General features: G+C 71.8%; 21 protein-coding genes. 12 read left to right on the top strand and 9 right to left on the bottom strand.

Annotated elements, in window-relative coordinates:
- Positions 1-90: 90 nt before the first annotated feature.
- The 5 genes from IO36_RS15590 to IO36_RS15570 all read right to left on the bottom strand — a co-directional run bounded on the left by IO36_RS15590 (position 91) and on the right by IO36_RS15570 (position 5,562).
- Entirely contained in the window at positions 91-1,839 is a 1,749-nt protein-coding gene (locus IO36_RS15590; protein ID WP_037620319.1) for an FAD-dependent monooxygenase, read from the bottom strand.
- 232 nt (positions 1,840-2,071) lie between these two features.
- A complete protein-coding gene (locus IO36_RS15585) occupies positions 2,072-2,965 on the bottom strand; it encodes an amino acid ABC transporter permease (RefSeq protein ID WP_037620318.1) in 894 nt (297 codons plus the stop codon).
- Positions 2,962-3,627, bottom strand: coding sequence for an amino acid ABC transporter permease (locus IO36_RS15580; protein ID WP_037620314.1), 666 nt, complete (start codon positions 3,625-3,627; stop codon positions 2,962-2,964). Before IO36_RS15580 ends, IO36_RS15585 begins: the two co-directional genes overlap by 4 nt.
- Positions 3,628-3,783: 156 nt before the next feature.
- Entirely contained in the window at positions 3,784-4,620 is an 837-nt protein-coding gene (locus IO36_RS15575) for a glutamate ABC transporter substrate-binding protein (RefSeq protein WP_037620480.1), read from the bottom strand.
- A gap of 165 nt (positions 4,621-4,785) precedes the next feature.
- A complete protein-coding gene (locus IO36_RS15570; RefSeq protein ID WP_037620313.1) occupies positions 4,786-5,562 on the bottom strand; it encodes an amino acid ABC transporter ATP-binding protein in 777 nt (258 codons plus the stop codon).
- Between the two features lie 346 nt (positions 5,563-5,908).
- Between IO36_RS15570 and IO36_RS15565 the strand changes: the two genes are divergently transcribed.
- Both IO36_RS15565 and IO36_RS15560 read left to right on the top strand, forming a co-directional pair.
- Entirely contained in the window at positions 5,909-6,595 is a 687-nt protein-coding gene (locus tag IO36_RS15565) for a response regulator transcription factor (protein WP_037620312.1), read from the top strand.
- Positions 6,596-6,604: 9 nt separating this feature from the next.
- A complete protein-coding gene (locus tag IO36_RS15560) occupies positions 6,605-8,011 on the top strand; it encodes a sensor histidine kinase (RefSeq protein WP_037620310.1) in 1,407 nt (468 codons plus the stop codon).
- Between the two features lie 32 nt (positions 8,012-8,043).
- Here the strand turns inward: IO36_RS15560 and IO36_RS15555 are convergent, their stop codons facing one another.
- Positions 8,044-9,042 (bottom strand): TAXI family TRAP transporter solute-binding subunit, encoded by a 999-nt coding sequence (locus tag IO36_RS15555; RefSeq protein ID WP_037620308.1) that lies wholly within the window; start codon positions 9,040-9,042, stop codon positions 8,044-8,046.
- Positions 9,043-9,115: 73 nt separating this feature from the next.
- Between IO36_RS15555 and IO36_RS15550 the strand changes: the two genes are divergently transcribed.
- From IO36_RS15550 to IO36_RS15535, 4 genes are all read left to right on the top strand, one after another.
- Entirely contained in the window at positions 9,116-9,601 is a 486-nt protein-coding gene (locus IO36_RS15550) for a pyrophosphohydrolase domain-containing protein (protein WP_078943220.1), read from the top strand.
- Between the two features lie 77 nt (positions 9,602-9,678).
- Positions 9,679-10,557, top strand: coding sequence for an alpha/beta fold hydrolase (locus IO36_RS15545; RefSeq protein ID WP_037620306.1), 879 nt, complete (start codon positions 9,679-9,681; stop codon positions 10,555-10,557).
- 112 nt (positions 10,558-10,669) lie between these two features.
- Positions 10,670-12,196 (top strand): tRNA (N6-isopentenyl adenosine(37)-C2)-methylthiotransferase MiaB, encoded by a 1,527-nt coding sequence (gene miaB / locus IO36_RS15540; protein ID WP_107065718.1) that lies wholly within the window; start codon positions 10,670-10,672, stop codon positions 12,194-12,196.
- Between the two features lie 379 nt (positions 12,197-12,575).
- Positions 12,576-13,337, top strand: coding sequence for a class III extradiol dioxygenase subunit B-like domain-containing protein (locus IO36_RS15535; protein WP_037620304.1), 762 nt, complete (start codon positions 12,576-12,578; stop codon positions 13,335-13,337).
- Between the two features lie 142 nt (positions 13,338-13,479).
- Here IO36_RS15535 and IO36_RS15530 read toward each other — a convergent pair whose 3' ends face one another.
- Together IO36_RS15530 and IO36_RS15525 are read right to left on the bottom strand one after the other, a co-directional pair.
- Complete coding sequence (locus IO36_RS15530; RefSeq protein ID WP_037620301.1) at positions 13,480-13,743, bottom strand: antitoxin; 264 nt, start codon at positions 13,741-13,743, stop codon at positions 13,480-13,482.
- A 24-nt stretch (positions 13,744-13,767) separates the two neighbouring features.
- On the bottom strand, positions 13,768-14,013 hold the full coding sequence (locus IO36_RS15525; RefSeq protein WP_037620298.1) for a hypothetical protein: 246 nt from the start codon (positions 14,011-14,013) through the stop codon (positions 13,768-13,770).
- A 183-nt stretch (positions 14,014-14,196) separates the two neighbouring features.
- On the opposite strand from IO36_RS15525, the gene miaA reads away from it, so the two are divergent.
- The 6 genes from miaA to hflX all read left to right on the top strand — a co-directional run bounded on the left by miaA (position 14,197) and on the right by hflX (position 23,025).
- Positions 14,197-15,135: a tRNA (adenosine(37)-N6)-dimethylallyltransferase MiaA gene (gene miaA, locus IO36_RS15520; RefSeq protein WP_037620296.1), complete on the top strand. Its 939-nt coding sequence runs from the start codon at positions 14,197-14,199 to the stop codon at positions 15,133-15,135.
- Between the two features lie 107 nt (positions 15,136-15,242).
- Positions 15,243-15,785 (top strand): hypothetical protein, encoded by a 543-nt coding sequence (locus IO36_RS15515; protein WP_037620294.1) that lies wholly within the window; start codon positions 15,243-15,245, stop codon positions 15,783-15,785.
- Between the two features lie 146 nt (positions 15,786-15,931).
- Entirely contained in the window at positions 15,932-16,801 is an 870-nt protein-coding gene (gene dapF / locus IO36_RS15510; RefSeq protein WP_037620293.1) for a diaminopimelate epimerase, read from the top strand.
- A 337-nt stretch (positions 16,802-17,138) separates the two neighbouring features.
- The gene (locus tag IO36_RS15505) at positions 17,139-19,358 is read left to right on the top strand and encodes a RelA/SpoT family protein (RefSeq protein ID WP_037620292.1); all 2,220 of its coding nucleotides are present in this window, start codon (positions 17,139-17,141) and stop codon (positions 19,356-19,358) included.
- 374 nt (positions 19,359-19,732) lie between these two features.
- The gene (locus tag IO36_RS15500; RefSeq protein ID WP_037620290.1) at positions 19,733-21,229 is read left to right on the top strand and encodes a M1 family metallopeptidase; all 1,497 of its coding nucleotides are present in this window, start codon (positions 19,733-19,735) and stop codon (positions 21,227-21,229) included.
- Positions 21,230-21,528: 299 nt separating this feature from the next.
- Positions 21,529-23,025: a GTPase HflX gene (hflX, locus tag IO36_RS15495; protein WP_037620289.1), complete on the top strand. Its 1,497-nt coding sequence runs from the start codon at positions 21,529-21,531 to the stop codon at positions 23,023-23,025.
- A gap of 123 nt (positions 23,026-23,148) precedes the next feature.
- Here hflX and IO36_RS15490 read toward each other — a convergent pair whose 3' ends face one another.
- Positions 23,149-24,378 (bottom strand): trypsin-like serine peptidase, encoded by a 1,230-nt coding sequence (locus IO36_RS15490; RefSeq protein ID WP_037620287.1) that lies wholly within the window; start codon positions 24,376-24,378, stop codon positions 23,149-23,151.
- Positions 24,379-24,636: the final 258 nt, after the last annotated feature.

Here is a 24,636-nt window from a genome sequence, read left to right as displayed (position 1 = left end):
GGAGCCGGAGGCCGGTCAACTCACCGTCACCATGTGGACCGTGACGGCCCGGGGAGCAGGGAGTTCCCGGGCCGGACGGTCACCGGGCGTTCAACTGCGGACCCCGGTGGCGGCCTCCGTGGCGCTCTCCGCGTCCGCGTTCGCCGGTCCGCCGAGGGCCGCCTCGGCCGCCTCGTACAGATCGGCCGGCCGGACCCCGGCGAGCGCGGTGACCAGGTGGCCGTCGGGCCGGATCAGCAGCACGGTGTGCGCCGCCGCGCCGGGGTAGCTCTCCGCGACGAGGAGTTCGGCGGGGTGCGGCAGGGCGGTCACGGCGGCGGCGAGCCGTGGCATGACACCGGCCGTCACCCAGTGCTTGCGCGCCCATACCCCTGTACCCGGAGCGATCAGCACCACGAGCAGGACCCCGCGTCCGAGCCGCTCGCGCAGCGGTACGAACGAGCCGTCCTCCGCGGTCACCCGCACGTCGACGACCGGAGCGCCGGGCTCGGTGGCGACCGGGGTGTGCGACTCGGCGGGCGGCGGCATGAGCGGGGAGCCGGTGTACGCCCCCGGAGCACCCAGAGGACCGCTCCCCAGGTGGCCGTCCGTGAGCAGCGCGTCGTGACCGCGGGCTGCCCCGGGGACGTAGGCGCGCAGACCGCCGCCGGTCCGCAGCAGGGGCAGCGCCTGGTCGGCGGCGCGCAGCCGGGCGGCGACGACCGCGCGCCGCTCGGTCTGGTAGCTGTCGAGGAGCGCCGGGTGCGGGCCGTGGTGCCAGCCGAGCGCCAGTTTCCAGGCGAGGTTGTCGGCGTCCCGCAGTCCCTCGTCGAGTCCTTGCGTGCCGAGGGCGCCGAGCAGATGGGCCGCGTCCCCGGCGAGGAAGACCCGCCCGACGCGCCAGCGCCGGGCCAGCCGGTGGTGGACGGTGTGGACCCCGGTGTCGAGGAGTTCGTACGCGGGTGTGGCGCCGCCGCTCCAGCCCGCGAGGGTCTCCCGGATGCGGGCGACCAGCAGGTCCGGCGTGACGAGGTCCTTGCCCGGGGGCAGCAGCCAGTCCAGGCGCCAGACGTCCTCGGCGAGCGGACGGGCGCTCACCTCACCGGTGGAGGGGCCCGAGGTGCGCCAGGGGGTCATCCGGTGCAGCAACGCTTCTCCGGGCCAGGGCAGTTCCGTCCGCAGGGCCGCCACGGCGTGCCGTTCGACGGCCGTGCGCCCGGGGAAGCGGATGTCCTGGAGCTTGCGCACCGTCGACCGCGGGCCGTCGCAGCCGATCAGATAGCTGCCGCGCCACCAGGTGCCGTCGGGGCCCCGGGTGTGCGCCGTGACCCCGGAGGCGTCCTGCTCGACGGAGTCGAGGCGGCTGTGCACGGCGACCTTGACCAGCCGCTCGTGGATGATGGCCTCGCGCAGGGCGCCGGTCAGCGCGTGCTGCGTGATGTGCAGCGGAGCGTTGAACTCCTCGCCCTCGCCCGGACCTTCCGCGCTCCAGGCGGAGCCGGTACCGCGCGCGGCGACGGCCCCCCGAGGACCGTCGCCCCGCGGGACCTCGGCGCCGAGGGGATCGCCCGCTCCCGCGGCACCCCCGGCGGCCTCCCCGAACGCGATCTCGCGCATCACCTGCCTGCGCCGCATCGACCGCCATCCGGCCCAGCGGAAACCGGCGTCGTCCAGGGGCAGCCCGGTCAGCCGCTCGACGAGCGCGGCCGTGTCCTCGCGCAGCACCACGGTCCGCGCGAGCCGCAGTTCGTCCTTGCCCGGCCCCTCGTCGAGGACGATGGAGGGAACCTCCTGGCGGGCCAGCGCAAGGGCCAGAGTCAGCCCCACGGGCCCCGCACCGACGATGATCACCGGGTCCACGGCGCGGTGCCCCCTGCACGGAGCTGTGTCCTGAGGGACGTACGGGAACAGGCAGGTGGAGCAGGGTGCACGATCACAGAACGTATGCAACCCATTGCCGCTGCTTGCGTCAAGTGACGGGGTCAGTGGCGGTCACGTCACTGACCCCTTCGGTCACACCGATCGACTGATGTTCGGACGATTCGTCAGAACCGCTCGGACATCGTCGACTCGGGGCCCGTCCGAGCCGGGCTCAGGCGACTCCGCCGCCGGCACCCGTCGCGGCCGTGCCGGCGATGGTCGCGTCGTTCGGCGAGAGCACCGCGCCGGTCGTCTTCTTGCCCCGGCGCAGCCGCCCCTCCAGCCAGGAGGCGAAGCTGGTGAGCGTGAAGTTCAGGATGATGAAGATGACGGCGACGACGACGAAGCTCTGGATGACGTTCGCGTAGTTGGCGGCGAGGGTGCTGCGCGCGCTGAGGAGTTCCGCGTAGCTGATCATCACACCGCCCAGTGCGGTGTCCTTCACGATGACGACGAGCTGGCTGACGATCGCCGGGAGCATCACGGTGACCGACTGCGGCAGCAGGATGCTGGTCATCGTCTGGCCCTTGCGCAGCCCGATCGCGTACGCGGCCTCCGTCTGTCCCTTGGGGAGCGCGAGGACGCCCGCCCGGACGACCTCGGCGAGGACCGAGGCGTTGTAGAGCACGAGGCCGGTGACCACCGCGTAGAGCGGACGGTACTCGCTGGCGATGTTCGAGGACTGGGCGTAGAGCTCGTTCGCGAACAGCATGAGCAGCAGAACGGGGATGGACCGGAAGAACTCGACCACGGCCCCGACGGGAACACGCACCCAGCGGTGGTCGGAGAGACGGGCGATGCCGAGGACGGCGCCCAGCGGGAGGGCGATGACCATGCTGAGCGCGGCGGCCTTCAGCGTGCCCCACAGGCCCGGCAGCAGATACGTGTTCCAGGCGTCCGCCGTGGTGAAGGGCTGCCACAGGGCCCATTTGAGCTGGCCCTTGTCGTCCAGGGCCTGCCATACCCACCACAGCAGCGCCGCCAGGAGGACGGAGAAGAGGACGGAGAGGAGCACATTGCGGCGCCTGGCCCGGGGGCCGGGGGCGTCGTAGAGGACGGAGGTCATCGCTTCACCGCCAGTCGCTTGCCCAGCCAGCCGAGGAAGAGGCCGGTGGGGAGGGTCAGGACCACGAACCCGAAGGCGAAGACGGCGGCGATGAGGACCGTCTGGGCCTCGTTCTCCATCATCGTCTTCATCAGGGTGGCGGCCTCGGCCACGCCGATCGCGGCGGCCACGGTCGTGTTCTTGGTCAGGGCGATCAGCACGTTCGCCAGCGGGACGACGACGGCCCGGAACGCCTGCGGCAGCACGATCAGCCGCAGGGTCTGGCCGAAGCCGAGCCCGATCGCCCGGGCCGCCTCGGCCTGTCCGACCGGAACGGTGTTGATGCCCGAACGCAGCGCCTCGCAGACGAAGGCCGCGTGGTAGACGACGAGACTGAGCACCGCGAGCCGGAAGCCCTGGACGGCGAAGTCGGACGCGCCCATCGACACGCCGAAGATGTCGGCGAGCCCGAGCGAGCTGAACAGGATGATGATCGTCAGGGGGATGTTCCGGACGATGTTCACGTAGGCGGTGCCGAATCCGCGCATGAGCGGGATCGGGCTGACGCGCATCGCGGCCAGCAGGGTGCCCAGGACCAGGGAGCCGAGGGCGGAGAGGACGGTGAGTTTCACCGTCATCCAGAACGCCCCCAGGACGTCATAACCTTGAAGAAAGTCGAACACGATCTCCCGCGCTTCCGGGTGGTGGTGAACGTGGCGGACGGGGCGGGCGGTGGTGTGCCGCCGCCGTGATCGCGGCGGCGGCACCCCTGCTCAGCCCCCCGTGAACCGCGGATTCCCGCGTTGGCCGAGGGCCCTGCGTCGCCTCGTGGGCGAGGACTACTTGACGATCACGCCGATCTTCGGAGCCGGCTCGTTCTTGTACTCCGCCGGGCCGAAGTTCTTCGTGACCGCCTTGTTCCAGGAACCGTCGCTGACCATCTTCTGCAGCGCGGCGTTGATCTTCTTCTCCAGCGCGGTGTCGCCCTTCTTCAGGCCGATGCCGTAGTTCTCGTTGCTCAGCTTGAGGCCGGCGAGCTTGAACTGGCCCTTGTACTTGTCCTGCGAGGCGAAGCCCGCGAGGATCGAGTCGTCGGTGGTCACTGCGTCGACGGCGCCGCTCTGCAGGGCGGCGATGCACTCCGAGTAGCCGCTGTACTGCTTCAGGTTGGCCTTCGGGGCGATGGTGTCGTGGACGTTCTGCGCCGAGGTCGAACCGGTCACGGAGCAGAGCTTCTTGCCGTTGAGGTCCGTGCCCTTGGCGATGGTCGAGTTGGCCTTGACGAGCAGGTCCTGGTGGGCCAGCAGGTACGGGCCGGCGAAGTCGACCTTCTGCTTGCGCTCGTCGGTGATCGAGTAGGTGGCCGCGATGAACTTCACGTCACCGCGGGCGATCGCGTTCTCGCGGTCGGCGCTCTTGGTCTCGACGAACTGGATCTGGCTGGGCTTGTAGCCGAGTTCCTTGGCCACGTAGGTCGCGACGTCCACGTCGAAACCGGCGAAGGAGCCGTCCGGCTGCTTCAGGCCGAGACCGGGCTGGTCGTACTTGATGCCGATCTTGATGTTTCCGCCGCCCGACGACCCGCTGTCGTTCTTGTCGCTCGAACCGCACGCGGTGGCGGTCACGGCGAGCGCGAGTACGGCGGCCGAAGCGGTGGCTGCGTTGCGGAGCTTCATGGTGAACATCCTTCGGGTCTGAGTGAAGTACGGGCCGTCGACGTGCGGGGCGCCCCGGACGGGGACGCGGTCCATCCCTCCGGAGGGCGCGCAGGTCCCTCCGGGGACCCGGTCCCGCGGGTGCCGAACCGTCAGTGGTGCGGAGACGTCAGTGGTGCAGGAACGTCAGTGGTGCAGGATCTTCGACAGGAAATCCTTGGCGCGGTCGCTGCGCGGGTTGCTGAAGAACTGGTCCGGCGCGGCCTCTTCGACGATGCGGCCGTCAGCCATGAAGACGACGCGGTTGGCGGCCGAGCGGGCGAAGCCCATCTCGTGGGTGACGACGATCATCGTCATGCCGTCCCGGGCGAGCTGCTGCATGACCTCGAGGACCTCGTTGATCATCTCGGGGTCCAGCGCCGAGGTCGGCTCGTCGAAGAGCATGACCTTCGGGTCCATCGCCAACGCCCGTGCGATGGCCACGCGTTGCTGCTGGCCGCCCGAGAGCTGCGCCGGGTACTTGTCGGCCTGTGTGCCGACGCCGACGCGGTCGAGCAGGGCGCGCGCCTTCTCCTCCGCCGCCTGCCGGCCGGTCTTGCGGACCTTGATCTGTCCCAGCATCACGTTCTCGAGCACGGTCTTGTGCGCGAAGAGGTTGAAGGACTGGAAGACCATGCCCACGTCGGACCGGAGCCGTGCGAGCGCCTTGCCCTCCTGGGGCAGCGGCTTTCCGTCGATCGAGATGTCACCCGAATCGATCGTCTCCAGACGGTTGATCGTGCGGCACAGGGTGGACTTCCCGGACCCGGAGGGCCCGATGACCACGACGACCTCGCCACGGGTGATCGTCAGGTCGATGTCCTGGAGCACGTGCAACGCGCCAAAATGCTTGTCGACGCTCTTCAGGACGACCAGTTCGTCGGTCCCGGCCATGGCGTCCTTGGCCACCGATGCATCGGTCATCGCTTTGGGGCTCCGTCCTCCTCGGTTTCCGAGGACAGTAGTGACCCCTTACGACCAGCGTCATTACATCTGAGGGGAATCTGAGCATCACGATCCGATAGCAATCGGACACGTGTCGTAGCGACCGCACGGACGCGCGTACCGGCTGGGTAACGGAAGCCCCGGGCAACCCGAAGCCCCTTGACGCCGTCCTTGTCCATCGGCGTGACTTCCTTGGTGCACGCGCGCGTGCACCACTTTGTTGAAACGGGGACCGTTCGACCGATGAGACCCGAGACCGTACGACGCAAGAGACCCGGGACCGTACCGACGACACGGTACGGCCGATGAGCCGGAGGGGGCCGGAATGAGACTGCTCCTCGTCGAGGACGACAACCACGTCGCCGCCGCCCTGTCCGCGGTGCTGGCACGGCACGGCTTCGAGGTGACCCATGCCCGCAGCGGCGAGGAGGCCCTGCGCGCCCTCGTCCCCGAGAGCGACGGCTTCGGCGTCGTCCTGCTCGACCTCGGGCTGCCCGACCAGGACGGCTACGAGGTCTGCGGCAAGATCCGCAAGCGGACAGCCACACCCGTGATCATGGTCACCGCGCGCGCGGACGTCCGTTCCCGCATCCACGGCCTCAACCTCGGCGCCGACGACTACGTCGTGAAGCCGTACGACACCGGTGAACTGCTCGCCCGGATCCACGCCGTCAGCAGGCGCAGCGCCCACGACGACACGGCGGCGGCCGGCGAGGACCTGGTCCTCCTCGGGTCCGTGCGCATCGAACTCCTCAACCGCCAGGTCACCGTGGACGGTTCGGCGGTCCAGCTGACCCGCAAGGAGTTCGACCTGCTCGCCCTGCTGGCCCAGCGCCCCGGGGTCGTGTTCCGCCGGGAGCAGATCATCAGCGAGGTCTGGCGGACCAGCTGGGAGGGGACCGGCCGCACCCTGGAGGTGCACGTGGCGTCGCTGCGCTCCAAGCTGCGCATGCCCGCGCTGATCGAGACCGTACGCGGCGTCGGGTACCGGCTCGTCGCCCCGGCCGCGTAGCGGGCACAGGTGCGCACCCGCCTCCTGCCGCTGCTCATCGTCCTGATGGCGGCCGTGCTGCTCGCGCTCGGCGTCCCGCTCGCGGTGAGCGTGGCGGCGGCGCAGCAGCAGCGCGTGGTCGTCGACCGCATCGACGACACCGCGCGCTTCGCCGCCCTCGCCCAGTACGTGACCGACTCCCCGAGCCGGTCCCGGGCGGGGTTCCCGGACGAGCGCGGCGAGACCCTGCGCACCGAACTCGCCCGCTACTACGAGGTGTACGGCATCCGGGTCGGCGTCTTCTACCGCGACGACGAGCCGATGGCGAACGCCCCGGAGAACTGGCTCCTGCCGTCGTCCGGTGCGGCCCGCGAAGCCTTCAACGAGGCGCTCGTCAGCCGCCGCAGCCACGACCCCGAGCAGGTCTGGCCCTGGCAGCAGCACCGTCTCGTCGTCGCCTCCCCGGTCATCCGGGACGGCGACGTCATCGCCGTCGTCGTCACCGACTCGCCCACGGGGCAGATGCGTTCCGGGACCCTGCACGGCTGGCTGATCATCGGGGCGGGCGAGATCGCCGCGATGCTGCTCGCGCTCGGCGCCGCGCTGCGGCTGACCGGCTGGGTGCTAAGACCCGTACGCGTCCTCGACGCCACCACCCACGACATCGCGACCGGACGGTTGAAGTCCCGGGTCGCGCCCGCCGGCGGGCCGCCCGAACTCCAGCGTCTGGCACGGTCGTTCAACGAGATGGCCGACAACGTGGAGAGCGTGCTGGAGCAGCAGCGGGCCTTCGTCGCCGACGCCTCCCACCAACTGCGCAACCCGCTCTCGGCGTTGCTGCTGCGGATCGAGCTGCTCGCCCTCGAACTGCCCGAGGACAACGAGGAGATCGCCTCGGTCCGCACCGAGGGCAAGCGGCTCACCCAGGTGCTCGACGACCTGCTCGACCTGGCGCTCGCCGAGCACGCCGAGGCCGATGTCCGCCTGACCGACATCGGCGCGCTGGCCGCCGAGCGCGTGGCGTCCTGGCAGCCGGTCGCCGACCGCAAGGGCGTACGGCTCACGGGGGACTGCCCGCCCACCACCGCCTGGGCCGATCCCATCACCCTGTCCAGCGCCCTGGACGCGGTGATCGACAACGCGGTCAAGTTCACGCCCGAGGGAGAGTGCGTCGAGGTCACCGTCGCCTCGAACGGCGAGGCCTCGACCGTCGTGGTCACCGACGGCGGCCCCGGTCTCGGCGACGAGGACCTGGCCCGCATCGGCGACCGCTTCTGGCGCAGCACCGCCCACCAGAACATCAAGGGCTCGGGCCTCGGCCTCTCCATCTCCCGGGCCCTGCTCGCGGCGGGCGGCGGCTCCATCGCCTACGACCGCCACGAGCCGCACGGTCTGCGGGTGACGGTGAAGGTGCCCAGGTCCGGGCCGGCGACCTGACCGGTCCCGCCCGGCCCCGTGCTGGGGCGGCGCTACGGCTTGATCGACCGGTAGTAGCGGCGCGCGCCCTCGTGCAGCGGCAGCGGGTCGGTGTAGATCGCCGTCCGCAGGTCCACCAGCTGGGCCGCGTGCACCACCGCGCCGATGCGGTCGCGGCTCGCGATCACCGTGCGGGTGAGCTCCTCGGTGAGGTCCGCGTCCGCGTCCTCCCGGGTGATCAGGAAGTTGGCCACGGCCAGCGTCGGCACGGCCGAGCCGCGCTGCGCCTCGGGGTAGGCGTCGGCGGGCATCACCGCGGACCGGTAGTAGCGCGAGCCGCCGCCCTGCTCGTGCAGCTTCTCGACCAGGTCGTTGCCGATCGGCACCAGCCGGATGTCGTCGGCCTTCGAGAGCTTCTGAACGGCGTTCGTCGGCAGACCGCCCGACCAGAAGAACGCGTCGATCTTGTGGTCCTCGAGCAGTTCGGGCATGGTCGCGATGCCGTCGGCGAGCGGCTCGATGTCCTTGCCGGGATCCAGCCCCGCCGCCTCCAGCACATGGTTCGCGATCAGCCGCACCCCGGAACCGCTCGGTCCCACGGCGACCCGCATGCCCTTCAGATCCGCCACGGACTGCACCGGCGACCTGCGCGGCACCACCAGGTGCACATAGTCGTCGTAGAGCCGGGAACAGCCGCGCAGCCGCTTCGCTCCCGGCTTGTGCTGGAGGAGGTAGGTCTCCACGGCGTCGGCCGCGGCGATGGTGAAGTCGGCCTTGCCGGTGGCCACCCGGCTGATGTTCTCCTGCGATCCGTCGCTGTTGAGCAGCCGCACGTCGAGCTGCGGCATGTCCTTGGCGATCGCGCCCTGCAGGAGCTTGCCGTACATCTGGTAGACCCCGGTCGGGGTGCCCGTGCTGAAGGTGATCGTCCCGCGGGGGGACTCCTCGCCCAGCGGCAGCAGCCACCACAGCAGCAGCCCCACGACCGCGAAGACGGCCGCGGAGCCGAACAGTGCGCGTCGCCGGCCGATGCGGGGGAGTGCCTGGAACATGCGCGCGATCCTGCCAGCCCGGGCCCGGTCCTGGCCAGGGGAACGGGTTCCGGCGGATGGGTAGGCTCGCCGGATGCAGTCGTCCTCGCCGCCGCAGGTCCCCCCGCCCGCCTCTCCCGCGCCGTCTTCCGCGGCCGCTTCCTTGGCGCCCGGTGCGCCCGCCTCCCCGGCGTCCCTGGTCCGCGCGTTCCACCAGGCCTTCGGGCTCGACGTCCGCGGCACCCCGACCGAGGTCTCCCCGGAGCTCGCCGCGCACCGCGGGGAACTGCTGGCGGAGGAGGCGGCCGAGGTCGCCGAGGTCGCGGTCGACGGCCCGCTCGACCGGCTCGCGCACGAGCTCGCCGACGTCGTCTACGTGGCGTACGGCACCGCCCTCGTCCACGGGATCGACCTCGACGCGGTGATCGCCGAGATCCACCGCGCCAATATGACGAAGATCGGCCCCGACGGCCACGTCGCCCGCAGGTCCGACGGCAAGGTGCTCAAGGGCGAGCACTACCGGGCCCCGGACGTGTCGGAGGTGCTGCGACGGCAGGGGTGGAGCGCGCCGGACGCGTAGATCCGGGGTATGCCCCCACGAGGGAGGCCGTACGTCGGCCGTCACCCCACGGATTCCCGCCACGACCAGGAGGCCGCATGAACGAGCCCGCCGAACTCGATCTGCCCGTCGACGGCGGAACCCTGCGCGTCCTGAGGTTCGGTCAGGGCCCGCGGACCGCCCTCGCGGCCCACGGAATCACCGGATCCGGAATGTCCTTCCGTGGCGTGGCCCGCCAACTCCCGGACGAGTGGAGTCTGTTCGCGCCCGACTTGCGTGGACGCGGCGGCAGCGCGGACACCCCGGGACCGTACGGGCTCGTCCGGCACGCCGATGACCTGTGCCGACTGGCCACGGACCTGGGCGACGGCCGGCCCGTCGCACTGACCGGCCACTCGATGGGCGCGTACACCGCGCTGACCGCCGCCGCGCGCCGCCCCGGGCTGTTCGACCGGCTGCTGCTCGTGGACGGCGGCCTGCCGCTGACCGTCCCGCCCGGCGCGGACCTCGACGCCGTCCTCGACACCACGCTCGGACCGGCGCTGGCCCGGCTCGACCGGACGTTCGGGACGGACGACGCCTACGTCGACTTCTTCCGCGCACACCCGGCGCTCGGCCCGCACTGGAACGCCGACATGGAGGCGTACGTCCGCTACGACATAACAGGACCCACGGGTGCCCGGCGTTCGAAGGTGCGGGAGGAGGCCGTACGCCAGGACGGGCGTGAGCTGCTGACCTCCACCGGTCTGTTCGCGGACGCGCTCGCCGCACCGGCCGTCCCGGCCCTGCTGCTGCACGCGCCGCTCGGACTGCTGGGCCAGGAGCCGCCGATGCTGCCGGAGTCCCTCGTCGAACGATGGACCGGCGGCCCGGGAGGACCGGCCGCCGAACTGATCAAGGGCACCAACCACTACACGATCCTGCTCGGGACGGCGGCGGCGACCGTCGCCGAGCGGTTCGTCGCACTGGGCACCTGACCCGGCACGGACCGCACACCGGGTACCGGAATCCGTACGTCCTGTCACCGCCCGGGGAGGTGCGCGGCCTCCGGCGTCGGGACGTACTCCCGGCACCGCCTACCCTTGTCCCATGAGCAGCGGCGACCGGAGTCAGGCAGTGGACGTTCAGGAATCCAAGACGTACGAAGTACGCACCTACGGGTGCCAGATGAACGTCCACGACTCCGAGCGGCTCTCCGGGCTCCTGGAGGACGCCGGTTACGTACGGGCTCCCGAGGGCGCGGACGGCGACGCGGACGTCGTCGTCTTCAACACCTGCGCCGTCCGCGAGAACGCCGACAACAAGCTCTACGGCAACCTGGGCCGTCTCGCGCCGATGAAGACCAAGCGCCCCGGCATGCAGATCGCGGTGGGCGGCTGCCTCGCCCAGAAGGACCGCGACACCATCGTGAAGCGGGCTCCCTGGGTGGACGTCGTCTTCGGCACCCACAACATCGGCAAGCTGCCGGTCCTCCTGGAGCGCGCCCGCGTCCAGGAAGAGGCCCAGATCGAGATCGCCGAGTCCCTGGAGGCATTCCCCTCCACACTGCCGACCCGCCGCGAGAGCGCGTACGCGGCCTGGGTGTCGATCTCCGTCGGCTGCAACAACACCTGCACCTTCTGCATCGTCCCGGCGCTGCGCGGCAAGGAGAAGGACCGCAGGACCGGCGACATCCTGGCCGAGATCGAGGCGCTGGTCGGCGAGGGCGTCTCCGAGATCACCCTGCTCGGCCAGAACGTCAACGCCTACGGCAGCGACATCGGCGACCGCGAGGCCTTCAGCAAGCTGCTGCGCGCCTGCGGGAAGATCGAGGGCCTGGAGCGCGTGCGCTTCACCTCGCCGCACCCGCGCGACTTCACCGACGACGTGATCGCCGCCATGGCCGAGACCCCGAACGTGATGCCGCAGCTGCACATGCCGATGCAGTCCGGATCGGACACCGTCCTGAAGGCCATGCGCCGCTCGTACCGCCAGGAGCGCTTCCTCGGGATCATCGAGAAGGTCCGGGCCGCCATCCCGCACGCGGCGATCACCACCGACATCATCGTGGGCTTCCCCGGCGAGACGGAGGAGGACTTCGAGCAGACGCTCCACGCCGTCCGCGAGGCCCGCTTCTCCGCGGCCTTCACGTTCCAGTACTCCAAGCGCCCCGGCACCCCGGCGGCCACCATGGAGGGGCAGATCCCCAAGGAGGTCGTCCAGGCGCGCTACGAGCGTCTCGTCGCCCTCCAGGAGGAGATCTCCTGGGACGAGAACAAGAAGCAGGTCGGCCGCGTCCTGGAGCTGATGGTCGCCGAGGGCGAGGGCCGCAAGGACGGTGCCACCCACCGACTGTCCGGCCGCGCCCCCGACAACCGGCTGGTCCACTTCACCAAGCCCGACGCCGAGGTCCGCCCCGGTGACGTGGTGACCGTGGAGATCACCTACGCCGCCCCGCACCATCTGCTCGCCGAGGGCGCCGTCCTGGACGTGCGCCGCACCCGTGCGGGAGACGCCTGGGAGAAGCGCAACGCCGCCGAGGCCGCCAAGCCGGCCGGCGTCATGCTGGGCCTGCCGAAGATCGGTGCCCCGGCGCCCGTCCCGGTCGCCACGGGCAGCGGCTGCGGCTGCGACTGACCGCACGCACCGACCAGACCCGGACCCGCGCGCAGGCCGGCGGGGCCGGGGCCGCTTCCAGCGCCCGCGGGGCCGGGGGCCGCTTCCAGCGCCGGCGATCGACTCGTCCTGCCGCGGGGTCCGCGTGTCCGGCCGTGGTGATCGGCCTCGTGCGAGCGTGGTGGCACGTTTCCGGCGTCGGCGATCGACTCGTCCTGCCGCGGGGATCGGCCGTGTGCGCGCGTGGTGATGCGCGCTTTCAGCGTCGGGGATCGACTCGTGCGCGCGTGGTGACGTACGCCTCCAGCGTCGGTGATCGACTCGTACGGGCGGGGTGACCGGCCTCCTGGGGCGGTGGTGACCCCTCTGGTGCGGCCGTACGGCGGTTACGCTGCGGCTCATGCTTGTAGCCGCCGCAGTCTGCCCCTGCCCTCCGCTGCTCGTCCCCGAGGTCGCCGCCGGCGCGGCCCCCGAGCTGGACGCCCTGCGCGCCGCGTGCACGGACGCCCTCGGCGTGCTCGCCGCGTCCCGCCCCGACCTCCTGGTCGTCGTCGGCCCGGCCGAGAAGAGCGGCCGCGGAACCCATCCGGAGGGCAGCCGCGGGTCCTTCGGCGGATTCGGGGTCGACCTCGACGTGTGCCTCGGCCGCCCGGGCGCGGCCGGAGCGAGCCCTGACGCGGCGGCAACGGACACCGGCGCGGGCGGCGCGGACACCGTACGGGAACTGCCGACCTCCCTGGCCGTCGCGGCCTGGCTGCTGGAGCGCACCGGCTGGTCCGACGCCCCGGTGGAGGGACTCGGGGTCGGGGAACCCCTGGAGGCCGAGCGGTGCGTCCGGGTCGGGGAGCAGATCGGCGCCCGGGCCCCGCGCGTTGCCCTGCTGGTGATGGGGGACGCCAGCGCGTGCAGGACCCTCAAGGCCCCGGGCTATCTCGACGAGCGTGCCGAGGGCTTCGACGCCGAGGTCGCACGGGCGCTCGGGGCGGCCGACGTCGAGGCCCTCAAGGTGCTGGACGTCTCGCTGGCGTACGAACTGAAGGCCGCCGGGCGCGCGCCCTGGCAGGTCCTCGCGGGCGCGGCCGAGGGCGCGGGGCTCGGCGGCGCACTGCTCCACGACGACGCGCCCTACGGAGTGGGATACCTCGTGGCGGCCTGGTCGTAGCAACCGGCGCCGGGACGCGGGGGACGGCCGGAAGAACGCTCGCTTCTTCGCGGCCGTCCGCCGATGCGTGCCGCCGCCGGAACCGTCGCGCAGCGGTCCGGGATCCGGTGTGCGGGGCGGGCACCGTCGGCGCCCGGTTCGTTCAGGAGGCCTGCGGCGGCGTCCGCCCGTCGGGCGGGCTCGTGTCCTCGCCGCCGTCCTTGTGCGCGAGGCGGTCCATGGCGTCCTTCGCCTTGTCGGTGCCCGTGTGGATCTTGTCGCTGTACTTGTGCTTCGTCTTCTCGTCGACCACCTTCGCGGCCTTGTCGAGACCGTCGGCGACCTTGTGCCCGTGCTGCTGCGCGAGCCCGGAGACCTTGTCCTTCGCGGGCTCCAGCTTGGCTTTCAGATTGTCCATCAGACCCATGGTTCGCCTTCCCTCGCAGGACCGTTATGTGCGGGAGCCCTTGCCGGCCTCGTTGTCGGGGGCCTGGTCGGCGGTCTGCTGCCGGGGGATCTCGACGTCCTCCGTGGCGGCGGTGACGGCTCCGGCGGTGTCCTCCGTCACCTCGTCCCCGCTCCCGGACGAGTCCTCGGCATCGACCGTCACCTGCTCGTCCGTGACGACCGGCTGCGCGGCGACCGGTGCCTCCTCGACGGCCTTCGACCTCCGGAGAAGCCGTTCAAAAACGCCCATATCAGCTCCATACGTTACTCGTGAGGGTGGGGTTCCGCGTCGCCCGGGGCGGCTCGTCGCGTCACCCGGGCCGCCGGTTCACCGAACCGGCGGCCGGAACCCCGCAAGGGGGGAACGAACCCGGAACCGTCGCGTCACGCGGCTCGTTGCGGGAGAGGTCCCGGGGTTTGCGAGACTGGGACCGTGAGCAGCGCACCCCCCGCACCCCGGGTCATCGCCGTCGTCGGACCGACCGCGGCAGGAAAGTCCGATCTGGGCGTTTTCCTCGCCGAAAGCCTCGGCGGCGAGGTCGTCAACGCCGACTCGATGCAGCTCTACCGCGGGATGGACATCGGCACCGCCAAGCTGACGCCCGCCGAGCGCGCCGGCGTCCCGCACCACCTCCTGGACATCTGGGACGTGACGGTCACCGCCAGCGTCGCCGAGTACCAGCGGCTCGCCCGCGCCCGGATCGACGCGCTGCTCGCCGAGGGGCGCTGGCCGATCCTGGTGGGCGGCTCCGGACTCTACGTCCGCGGGGCCGTCGACAAGATGGAGTTCCCCGGCACCGACCCGGCCGTGCGCGCCCGCCTGGAGGAGGAGCTCACCCTGCGCGGCTCCGGAGCCCTGCACGCCCGGCTCGCCATGGCCGACCCCGGGGCCGCGCAGGCGATCCTGCCGAGCAACGGCCGCCGTATCGTCCGCGCCCTCGAGGTCATCGAGATCACCGGCAAGCCCTTCACCGCCAACCTGCCCGGACACGACTCCGTCTACGACACCGTTCAGATCGGCGTCGACGTGGCCCGCCCCGAGCTGGACGAGCGCATCGCCCGCCGGGTGGACCGGATGTGGGAGGACGGGCTCGTGGACGAAGTGCGGGCGCTGGAGGCGCAGGGACTGCGCGCCGGGCGCACCGCCTCCCGCGCGCTCGGATACCAGCAGGTCCTCGCGGCGCTCGCCGGGGAGTGCACGGAGGACGACGCCCGGGCCGAGACCGTTCGCGCCACCAAGCGCTTCGCGCGCCGTCAGGATTCATGGTTCCGGCGCGACCCCCGGGTGCATTGGCTCAGTGGGGCTGCGGCGGATCTCACAGAACTCCCGGAACTCGCACTGGCGTTGCTCGAACGACCGGTCACAGCCTGATCACGTCATGGCATCGGGACGCTCCGGCCGTCATCCGGGCCTCCGGCGCCGTGCCATCATCGAGCTTCGATCGACCAGTGAAATCCGAGTTGGGAGGGCGCGTGGCGATGGAGGCCGGCCCTCGCGACACTGCACGAGGCACCGAATACGGTGCTGATCGGGACGGAGTTCGTCTGAGCATCGATCCGGACGCCGACCACGGCGTCGAGCCGGAGCTGGGCGGAGAGCGCCTGAGCTCCGACGGCCCCGAGGAGGACACCCCCGGCGGGGTGATCGCCGACGGTCCCGGACCCGGCGAGATGTCCCCGGAGCCCGAGGTCGAGGTCGAGCTGCGCCCGCAGCGGCTGCTGCGCATCTGGCAGCTCGCGCCGATCGTGGCGCTGGCCGCGACCGGCTCCCTGATGTTCGCCTTCCCGCTCGCGTTCGAGTTCGGTGACGGCGGCGCCGTGGTCGCCATGCTCGGGCTGCTGATCTGTCTGTGCGCCGCCGGCTGGGGCATGATGGCCGCCCGCCGGGTCGGCTACGCGCTGCCCGGCCTGCCGCCGCGCGGCTCCGGCCGGCGCGCCGACTGGCGGGTGGTCCTCGCCTACGTCGTGATCGTCGCCGCGGTGGCCGTGCTCGCCGTCGGACGCGTGGCCCGGCTGCGCTGACGCCGGACCACTGGATCGCTCCGGCCCGACCGGACCCGGCCCGACCCTGACCGGACCCGACCCTGACCCGACCCGGCCGCACCGGGACCGCGTGGGCGGGCCCCCGCGCGGACGGGCCCCGCGGACCGACCCCGTACGATCGAGGAATGAGCACGCGGATCGCCTTCCTCAAGGGCCACGGGACCGAGAACGACTTCGTGATCATCCCGGACCCGGAGAACGCCATCGACCTGTCTCCCGCCGCCGTCGCCGCCCTGTGCGACCGCCGCGCGGGCATCGGCGGTGACGGGCTGCTGCACGTCGTGCGGTCCGCCGCGCACCCCGAGGCCAAGGACATGGCGGCCGAGGCGGAGTGGTTCATGGACTACCGCAACGGTGACGGCTCGGTCGCCGAGATGTGCGGCAACGGAGTGCGCGTGTTCGCCCACTACCTCCACCGCGCCGGACACGTCGCCGAAGGGGACATCGCGGTCGCCACACGCGGCGGTGTGAAGCCCGTGCACATCGCGAAGGACGGGGACGTCACCGTCGGCATGGGCAAGGCCCGCCTCCCCGAGGGAGAGGTCACCGTGAGCGTCGGCGAGCGCAGCTGGCCCGCCCGCAACGTGAACATGGGCAACCCGCACGCCGTCGCCTTCGTCGACGACCTCGAGCACGCCGGCGACCTGTTCACCCCGCCGCCGTTCGCCCCGGCCTCGGTCTACCCGGACGGGGTCAACGTCGAGTTCGTCGTCGACCGCGGCCCGCGCCATGTCGCCCTGCGCGTCCACGAGCGCGGCTCCGGCGAGACCCGCTCCTGCGGCACGGGCGCCTGCGCCGTGGCCGTCGCCACCGCCCGCCGTGACGCGGCCGACCCCGCCGTGACCGGCACCCCGGCGACGTACACCGTGGACGTGCCCGGCGGACGCCTGGTCATCACCGAGCACCCCGACGGCGAGATCGAGATGACGGGCCCGGCCGTCATCGTCGCCGAGGGCGAGATCGACGCCGACTGGCTGGACGGCGCGCTGCGCTGAGCGGCGCGGCCGCGGGCCGGCCTTCCGGAGGCGTACCTGCGCCGCCGCGGTCCGGCGTTCCGTATGCCGTACAGGCCCGCCACGGTGTGGTGTGCCCGGATGTCGTGCAGGAAGGACGTCGTACGTCCTTGCCGTCCCTTCCAGAAAATCGAAACCGTAAACCCCAAAACCTTCGCTCGATTGGGTGATCCGTTTCACGCTCGGCGAGAGGCGGTCAGCCGGGCGTGGTGGGGTCGGTAGCATCAAGCACCGGCCCGGACGGGGGAGCGACACCATCCCTTGAGCCGAGTCCGCCCTGGGGCACCCGTCCGCCGGTCCGACGCAGCCGGAGGTGCCCATGAGTGCGGAGGCGACGAATCCAGCGACGCCCGGCCCCGCCACGCCCGCCACCCGGCGCCAGGCGTCGATGGAGCCGGAGGTGCCCCCGGCGCACCGCAAGAAGGCCCGGCCCCGGATCGACCTGCGCCGTCTCGGGCGCGCCGCGCTGCTCGGGTCCACGACCCGCGACCGGCTGCCGGACGCGATCGGGCACGTGGCCGAGGCCCACAGGGCCCACCACCCCGACGCCAAACTGGAGCCCCTGCGCCGGGCGTGGGTGCTCGCGGAGTCCTCGCACCGCGGCCAGATGCGCAAGAGCGGCGAGCCGTACATCACCCACCCGCTCGCGGTGACCCTGATCCTCGCCGAACTCGGCGCCGAGACAACGACGTTGACCGCGTCGCTGCTCCACGACACCGTCGAGGACACGGAAGTGACGCTCGATCAGGTGCGGGAGGAGTTCGGCGACGAGGTCTGCTATCTGGTCGACGGCGTCACCAAGCTGGAGAAGGTCGACTACGGCGCCGCCGCCGAACCCGAGACCTTCCGCAAGATGCTCGTCGCCACGGGCAACGACGTCCGGGTCATGTCGATCAAACTCGCGGACCGGCTGCACAACATGCGCACCCTCGGGGTGATGCGCCCCGAGAAACAGGCGCGGATCGCCAAGGTGACCCGGGACGTGCTGATCCCGCTCGCCGAGCGCCTCGGCGTCCAGGCGCTCAAGACCGAACTGGAAGACCTGGTCTTCGCGATCCTGCACCCCGAGGAGTACGAGCACACCCGGGAGCTCATCTCCGCGAACGCGAACCGCGACGACGACCCCCTCGCGGAGATCGCCGAGGAGGTACGCACGGTCCTGCGCGACGCCGGGATCCAGGCCGAAGTCCTCATAAGGCCACGGCACTTCGTCTCCGTGCACCGGGTGTCCCGCAAACGGGGCCCGATGCGCGGCGCCGACTTCGGACGCCTCCTGGTACTCGTGAACGAGGACGCCGACTGTTACGGCGTCCTCGGTGAACTGCACACCTGTCTCACCCCGGTGGTCTCGGAGTTCAAGGACTTCATCGCCGTCCCCAAGTTCAACCTGTACCAGTCGCTGCACACGGCGGTCACCCGCGGCGACGGCCAGGTCGCCGAAGTCCTCATCCGCACCCACCAGATGCACAAGGTCGCCGAGGCCGGAGTCGTCGCGCTCGGCAATCCCTACACCGCCCCGGCCGAGGACCAGCCCGACGGCGGCGGCGACCGTCCCTTCGAGGGCGAACGCGCCGACCCCACCCGGCCCGGCTGGCTCTCCCGGCTGCTCGACTGGCAGCAGGGCGCCCCGGACCCGGACACCTTCTGGTCGACCCTGCGCGAAGACCTCGCCCAGGACCGGGAGATCACCGTCTTCCGCGCCGACGGAGGCTCGCTGGGCCTTCCCGAGGGCGCCAGTTGCGTCGACGCGGCCTACGCGCAGTACGGCGAGGACGCGCACGCCTGCATCGGTGCCCGCGTGAACGGCCGCCTGGCGACGCTGAGCACGGTCCTCAAGGACGGCGACACCGTACAGCTCCTGATGGGCCAGGACCCCGCCTCCGAGCCGTCCAGGGAGTGGCTGGAGCACGCGCACACGCCCGCCGCCCGGATCGCGATCCAGCGCTGGATGGCCGCGCACCCCGCGCCCGGCGGCGAGGAGGCGTCCGCGTCCTCCGCCACCGGCCCCCGCCCGCCCGCGGCCGCCCCGGCCCGCCCCGCCGGGACCCAGGCCGCCCGCCCCGCCGCGTCAGGGCCCGCCCGCCCCGCGAGCGCCGTCACCGAACCGCCCGGCGCGACCGTGCGCATGGCCGGCTGCTGCACGCCCGTACCGCCCGACGAGGTGACCGGCTTCGCCGTCCGCGGGGGAGTGGTCACCGTGCACCGCGTCGAATGCGCCGGAGCGGCGCGCATGAAGAGCGCGGGGCGCCCGGAGGTGGGAGTGCGCTGGGGGGACACCGCCGAGTGCCGCGTCACCCTGCTCGCCGAGTCCTTCGGACGCCCGCACCTGCTGGCCGACCTCACCGAGGCCATCGCGGCCGAGGGCGTCGCCATCGTCTCCGCGACCGTCGAACCCCCGAGCCAGCAGCGCGTACGCCACACCTACACGCTCCAACTCCCGGACGCCGCCTGCCTCCCGGGGCTGATGCGCGCCATGCGCAACGTACCCGGCGTGTACGACGTGAGCCGCCCGCAGCATCCGGCGACCGCCCCGCAGTAGACCGGGCGGCGCCGAGGGCCGGCCGGCAGCACGACGGCGGGCCGGCAGCACGACGGTGGGCCGGCAGCACGACGGTGGGCCGGCAGCACGACGGTGGGCGGCGGGCCGGCGCCCGGTGGGTTCGTCGGACGCCGGCGCGGAGCCCCGCGGACTTTCCGTCCCCGCGGCCGGGATTCCCGGCCGACCCGTGCCGGCGATGTCCGACCCGTGCCGGTGATCCGTCCGGGCCGCGCAGGTGATCCGTCCGGACCGTGCGCGGGCGCCCGGGCACGGACATCGCGCGCTGGCCCCAATGAGCCCCGGCGCCTACCCGTTCGGGTGGGCCGGGCGCGAGTCGTCGGCGCGGAGCCGGTGCCCGCTGGTAGCCGTGGTCCATGCCGCTCAACGCCACCCCCACGCCCGTACGCCCGAGGAGCCGTCGCGTCACGGCCGCCCTGCTCGCCTCGGCCGTCTCCGTCTGCCTGATCGCCGCGAGCGCCCCGGACCCCGCCGTGCCCCTGGGAGTGGGCGACCGTCTCTTCCCCACCCTCGGCAACCCCGGGTACGACGTCGAGTCGTACGACCTCCACTTCACCTACTCGGGCAGCAACGACAAGCCGCTCACGGCCGTCACCACCATCGACGCCATGACCACCGGGACGCTCGACCGGATCAACCTCGACTTCGCGCACGGCAGCGTCCGCTCGGTCGAGGTCGACGGAGCCCCGGCCCGCTTCACCGAGGCCGGCGAGGACCTGGTGGTGACCCCCGCCGAGCGGCTGCTCGCCGGGACCCCGCTGCGCATCACCGTGCGGCACACCAGCGACCCGGTGAGCGCCAAGGGCCAGGACGGCGGCTGGGTGCGGACCAAGGACGGGCTCGCGATGGCCGGCCAGGCCGACGCCGCGCACCTGGTCTACCCCTGCAACGACCACCCCTCCGACAAGGCCCTGTTCACCATCCGTGTGACGGCCCCCGACGGCTACACGGCCGTCGCCAACGGTCTGCCCGAGGGCACCCGCCGGTCCCGGGGCACCACCACCTGGGCCTACCGGACCGAACACCCCATGGCCACCGAGCTCACCCAGGTGTCCATCGGCCGCTCCACCGTGCTGCACCGCCAGGGCCCGCACGGACTGCCGGTACGGGACGTGGTGCCGACCGCCGACCGGGCCGCGCTCGAACCGTGGCTGAAGGAGACCCCCGGCCAGATCGCCTGGATGGAGAGCAAGGTCGGCCGGTACCCCTTCGAGACCTACGGCGTCCTGATGGCCCAGGCGCAGACCGGCTTCGAGCTGGAGACACAGACGCTCTCGCTCTTCGAGAAGGAACTGTTCACCCAGCCCGCCTACCCCAAGTGGTACGTCGACTCCGTCATGGTGCACGAGCTGTCCCACCAGTGGTTCGGCGACAGCGTCACCCCCCGCACCTGGTCCGACGTGTGGCTCAACGAAGGGCACGCCACCTGGTACGAAGCGCTGTACGCCGAGGAGAAGGCGCACAAGCCGATGGAGAAGCGGATGAAGGCCGCCTACCGGCTGTCCGACTCCTGGCGCGCCGGCGGCGGACCGCCGGCCCGGCCGAAGGGCCCCCAGCCCGGCCAGAAGATCAGCATCTTCCGTCCGAACGTCTACGACGGCGCCGCCCTGGCCCTCTACGCGCTGCGCCAGGAGATCGGGCAGCGGGCCTTCGACCGCCTGGAGCGCACGTGGGTGACCGTCAACCGCGACGGCGTCGCCTCGACGTCCGACTTCGTGGACCTCGCCTCCGCCGTCGCCGCCCGCGATCTGCGCGGGTTCTTCCACGCGTGGCTGTACGCCGAGAAGACCCCGCCGATGCCGGGGCACCCGGACTGGAAGAGCGACGCCCCGAAGGCACGGAAGAGCAGGTGAGGACGCGGCTCGGGCGGGTACCCGGGGCGTCGGGAGCCGTCCCGGCGCACCGCGGTCGGGCGCTCGACGGCACCCCGCGCGCGGCGACGCCCGCGGGTGCCCGGCCGGTGTCCGGCGGGTCACGATAAGTCGCGTGACGCGCCCGGCCGTGCCGTGCGACCATCTTCGAGCCGGTGGCGCGGCCCCCGCGAGGGGTAGGCCGGGCCGGAACCGGGAATCTCCCGGTGGCCGCGGACGTTGTTCCCTGTGACGGACGGCATTCGCCGGCCGGCGGCTCATCCCATCTACGTAAGGATCCAATGACCTCCTCTTCTTCCCCTTCCCAGGACGCGCAGACTTCCGCGCAGAACTACCCCGAAGGTCTTCGGGCCGATGCCCTGATGGAAGAGGACGTCGCCTGGAGCCACGAGATCGACGGAGACCGGGACGGCGAGCAGTTCGAACGCTCCGAGCGCGCGGCCCTGCGCCGTGTGGCGGGCCTCTCCACCGAGCTCGAGGACGTCACCGAGGTCGAGTACCGACAGCTCCGCCTGGAGCGCGTCGTCCTCGTCGGTGTCTGGACCTCGGGAACCATCCAGGACGCGGACAACTCGCTCGCCGAGCTGGCCGCGCTCGCGGAGACCGCGGGAGCACTCGTGCTCGACGGCGTCGTCCAGCGCCGAGACAAGCCCGACGCGGCCACGTACATCGGTTCCGGCAAGGCCAACGAGCTCCGGGACATCGTGATCGAGACCGGCGCCGACACCGTCATCTGTGATGGTGAGCTGAGCCCGGGCCAGCTGATCCACCTCGAGGACGTCGTCAAGGTCAAGGTCATCGACCGTACGGCCCTGATCCTCGACATCTTCGCCCAGCACGCCAAGTCCCGCGAGGGCAAGGCGCAGGTCGCGCTCGCGCAGATGCAGTACATGCTGCCGAGGCTCCGCGGCTGGGGTCAGTCGCTGTCCCGCCAGATGGGCGGCGGCAAGGGCGGCGGTCTCGCCACCCGTGGTCCCGGTGAGACCAAGATCGAGACGGACCGGCGCCGGATCCGCGAGAAGATGGCGAAGATGCGCCGGGAGATCGCGGAGATGAAGACCGGCCGCGAGATCAAGCGCCAGGAGCGCCGCCGCAACAAGGTGCCCTCGGTCGCCATCGCCGGGTACACCAACGCCGGCAAGTCCTCCCTGCTCAACCGCCTCACAGGTGCGGGCGTACTCGTCGAGAACGCCCTGTTCGCCACCCTCGACCCGACCGTGCGCCGGGCCGAGACCCCGAGCGGGCGGCTGTACACCCTGGCCGACACGGTCGGATTCGTCCGCCACCTGCCGCACCACCTGGTCGAGGCGTTCCGCTCCACCATGGAGGAGGTCGGCGACGCCGACCTGATCCTGCACGTCGTGGACGGTTCGCACCCGGCACCGGAGGAGCAGCTGGCCGCGGTGCGCGAGGTCATCACCGACGTCGGGGCCACCAAGGTCCCCGAGATCGTGGTGATCAACAAGGCGGACGCGGCGGACCCGCTCGTGCTCCAGCGGCTCCTGCGGATCGAGAAGCGTTCCATCGCGGTCTCGGCACGCACGGGCCAGGGCATGGACGAACTGCTCGCGCTGATCGACAACGAACTGCCCCGCCCCTCGGTCGAGGTCGAGGCACTCGTTCCGTACACGCACGGAAAGCTGGTCGCCCGCGCCCACACCGAGGGCGAGGTGATCTCCGAGGAGCACACCGCGGAGGGCACCCTGCTCAAGGTGCGGGTCCACGAGGAACTGGCCGCGGACCTCGCCCCGTACGTGGCGGAGCCCGCGCTCCGCTAGACAGCCGGACCGGCCCGCCCCGCGGGCGACCGGACGCACGAAGGCCCGCCCCCTTCCGAGGGGGCGGGCCTTCGCCGTGACGGGGTGCCGTGACCGGGTGTCCGGACCGTCACGTCCCGCGTGTCACCGCCCGGCGAACTTCTTGCTCACCGAGTCGTACACACCCTTGGCCACGTCGCCGAGCCGCGGACCCGCCAGCCAGCCGAACTTCACCGGGCCGATCGAGGTGTTGGACACCAGGGCCGGCTTGCCGTCCGAACCCGTGGCCACCCAGCCGCCGCCCGAGGAACCGCCGGTCATCGTGCAGCCGATGCGGTACATCGTCGGGTCGGCCTGCGCGACGGACAGCCGTCCCGGCTTGTCGGTGCACTGGTACATCTTCTGCCCGTCGAACGGGGCAGCGGCCGGGTACCCGGTGGCCGTGATGCTCGAGACCTTGGGCACGGCCGGCGCGTTGAAGTTCACCGGCAGCGCCGAACCCACCGTCTCCTCCAGGGACTTGCCGCCGCTGCCCTTCTCCGGCGTCACGTGCAGCACCGCGTAGTCGTACGAGGCTCCCTGACCGCCCGTCGACCCGCCCTGCTCGATCCACTGGTCCGAGGTCTGCGCCCAGTCGCTCCACCAGACACCGTACGGAGCGACCTCCTCGCGCGGGGCGTTCTGCAGCTGGGCCTCGGTCCTGCCCTGGTCGTTGTAGGACGGCACGAAGGCGATGTTGCGGTACCAGCCGCCCTTCTTGCCGGCGTGCACGCAGTGGCCCGCGGTCCACACGAGGTTGGACTTGCCCGGGTGCGCCGGGTCCTCGACCACCGTCGCCGAGCAGACCATCGTGCCCTCGGGGGCGTCGAAGAACACCTTGCCCGCCACCGGAACGCTGGAGTGGTACGACGTCTTCACGGCCTGCGCCGTCACCGGGGCCGGCTCGGGGTCGGTGACGCCTTGGTCACCGCTGAGGTCGTTCTCGTCGACGCCCTTGTCCTTGTCGGGGTCGTCGGCCCCGCGCATACGGTCGGGATTCCACAGGCCCTTGATGATCGGGTTGATGAAGTCGTCGGCCTGGCGCAGCCATTCGTCCTTGTCCCAGTTCTTCCAGGCGCCCTTCTTCCAGTTGTCGACATCGATGCCGTGCTCTTTGAGCTTGTTCTTGATGTCGTCCGGGATCTGGATCTTTCCGTCGCCCGCCTGGGACGCGCTCGCGGTCGGCTCCCCACTCGCCGTGTCGCTGCCCGAGCCGCAGCCCGTGGCCGTCAGCGCCAGGGCGGCGGCGAGGCCGACGGCCGCCAGGACGGGGGACGTTCTGCGGCGCGCGCTCCCGCCTGGACGGGCGGCGAAGGGCGGGCGTATGGATCGCATGGTGTGACTCCCCCTGCGTGTCTGGGAACTGGTGCGGTGCGTCTGCGGGCGCCTGAGCTGTTCGTCCGGCACGGCCGAACGGCATCACAGACTATGCGTTCGCCATGCGGGCCATCCGACGGAACGGCAACGGTTCAGCTACGGGGGAGCGCGCCCAAGGCACATGACGCGCTTTGACGGGCGGTCACCGGGACGCCGTCCGGCGGTCCCCGGCAAAGAACCGGCAAGGAACCCCCGTTTCACCCGCTTCCCATCGCG

The sequence above is a fragment of the Streptomyces aureus genome (genome assembly GCF_000725495.1).
GTDB classification, from domain to species: Bacteria; Actinomycetota; Actinomycetes; order Streptomycetales; family Streptomycetaceae; genus Streptomyces; species Streptomyces aureus_B.
This window is presented reverse-complemented; position numbering and strand designations above follow the sequence as displayed.

Excerpts from the sequence above, each read along its gene's own strand:
- IO36_RS15585 (WP_037620318.1), bottom strand. The coding sequence starts at position 2,965 with ATGACCTCCGTCCTCTACGACGCCCCCGGCCCCCGGGCCAGGCGCCGC.
- IO36_RS15575 (WP_037620480.1), bottom strand. The coding sequence starts at position 4,620 with ATGAAGCTCCGCAACGCAGCCACCGCTTCGGCCGCCGTACTCGCGCTC.
- IO36_RS15570 (WP_037620313.1), bottom strand. The coding sequence starts at position 5,562 with ATGACCGATGCATCGGTGGCCAAGGACGCCATGGCCGGGACCGACGAA.
- IO36_RS15565 (WP_037620312.1), top strand. The coding sequence starts at position 5,909 with ATGAGACTGCTCCTCGTCGAGGACGACAACCACGTCGCCGCCGCCCTG.
- IO36_RS15555 (WP_037620308.1), bottom strand. The coding sequence starts at position 9,042 with ATGTTCCAGGCACTCCCCCGCATCGGCCGGCGACGCGCACTGTTCGGC.
- IO36_RS15550 (WP_078943220.1), top strand. The coding sequence starts at position 9,116 with ATGCAGTCGTCCTCGCCGCCGCAGGTCCCCCCGCCCGCCTCTCCCGCG.
- IO36_RS15545 (WP_037620306.1), top strand. The coding sequence starts at position 9,679 with ATGAACGAGCCCGCCGAACTCGATCTGCCCGTCGACGGCGGAACCCTG.
- miaB (WP_107065718.1), top strand. The coding sequence starts at position 10,670 with ATGAGCAGCGGCGACCGGAGTCAGGCAGTGGACGTTCAGGAATCCAAG.
- IO36_RS15535 (WP_037620304.1), top strand. The coding sequence starts at position 12,576 with ATGCTTGTAGCCGCCGCAGTCTGCCCCTGCCCTCCGCTGCTCGTCCCC.
- IO36_RS15530 (WP_037620301.1), bottom strand. The coding sequence starts at position 13,743 with ATGGGTCTGATGGACAATCTGAAAGCCAAGCTGGAGCCCGCGAAGGAC.
- IO36_RS15525 (WP_037620298.1), bottom strand. The coding sequence starts at position 14,013 with ATGGGCGTTTTTGAACGGCTTCTCCGGAGGTCGAAGGCCGTCGAGGAG.
- IO36_RS15515 (WP_037620294.1), top strand. The coding sequence starts at position 15,243 with ATGGAGGCCGGCCCTCGCGACACTGCACGAGGCACCGAATACGGTGCT.
- dapF (WP_037620293.1), top strand. The coding sequence starts at position 15,932 with ATGAGCACGCGGATCGCCTTCCTCAAGGGCCACGGGACCGAGAACGAC.
- IO36_RS15505 (WP_037620292.1), top strand. The coding sequence starts at position 17,139 with ATGAGTGCGGAGGCGACGAATCCAGCGACGCCCGGCCCCGCCACGCCC.
- IO36_RS15500 (WP_037620290.1), top strand. The coding sequence starts at position 19,733 with ATGCCGCTCAACGCCACCCCCACGCCCGTACGCCCGAGGAGCCGTCGC.
- hflX (WP_037620289.1), top strand. The coding sequence starts at position 21,529 with ATGACCTCCTCTTCTTCCCCTTCCCAGGACGCGCAGACTTCCGCGCAG.
- IO36_RS15490 (WP_037620287.1), bottom strand. The coding sequence starts at position 24,378 with ATGCGATCCATACGCCCGCCCTTCGCCGCCCGTCCAGGCGGGAGCGCG.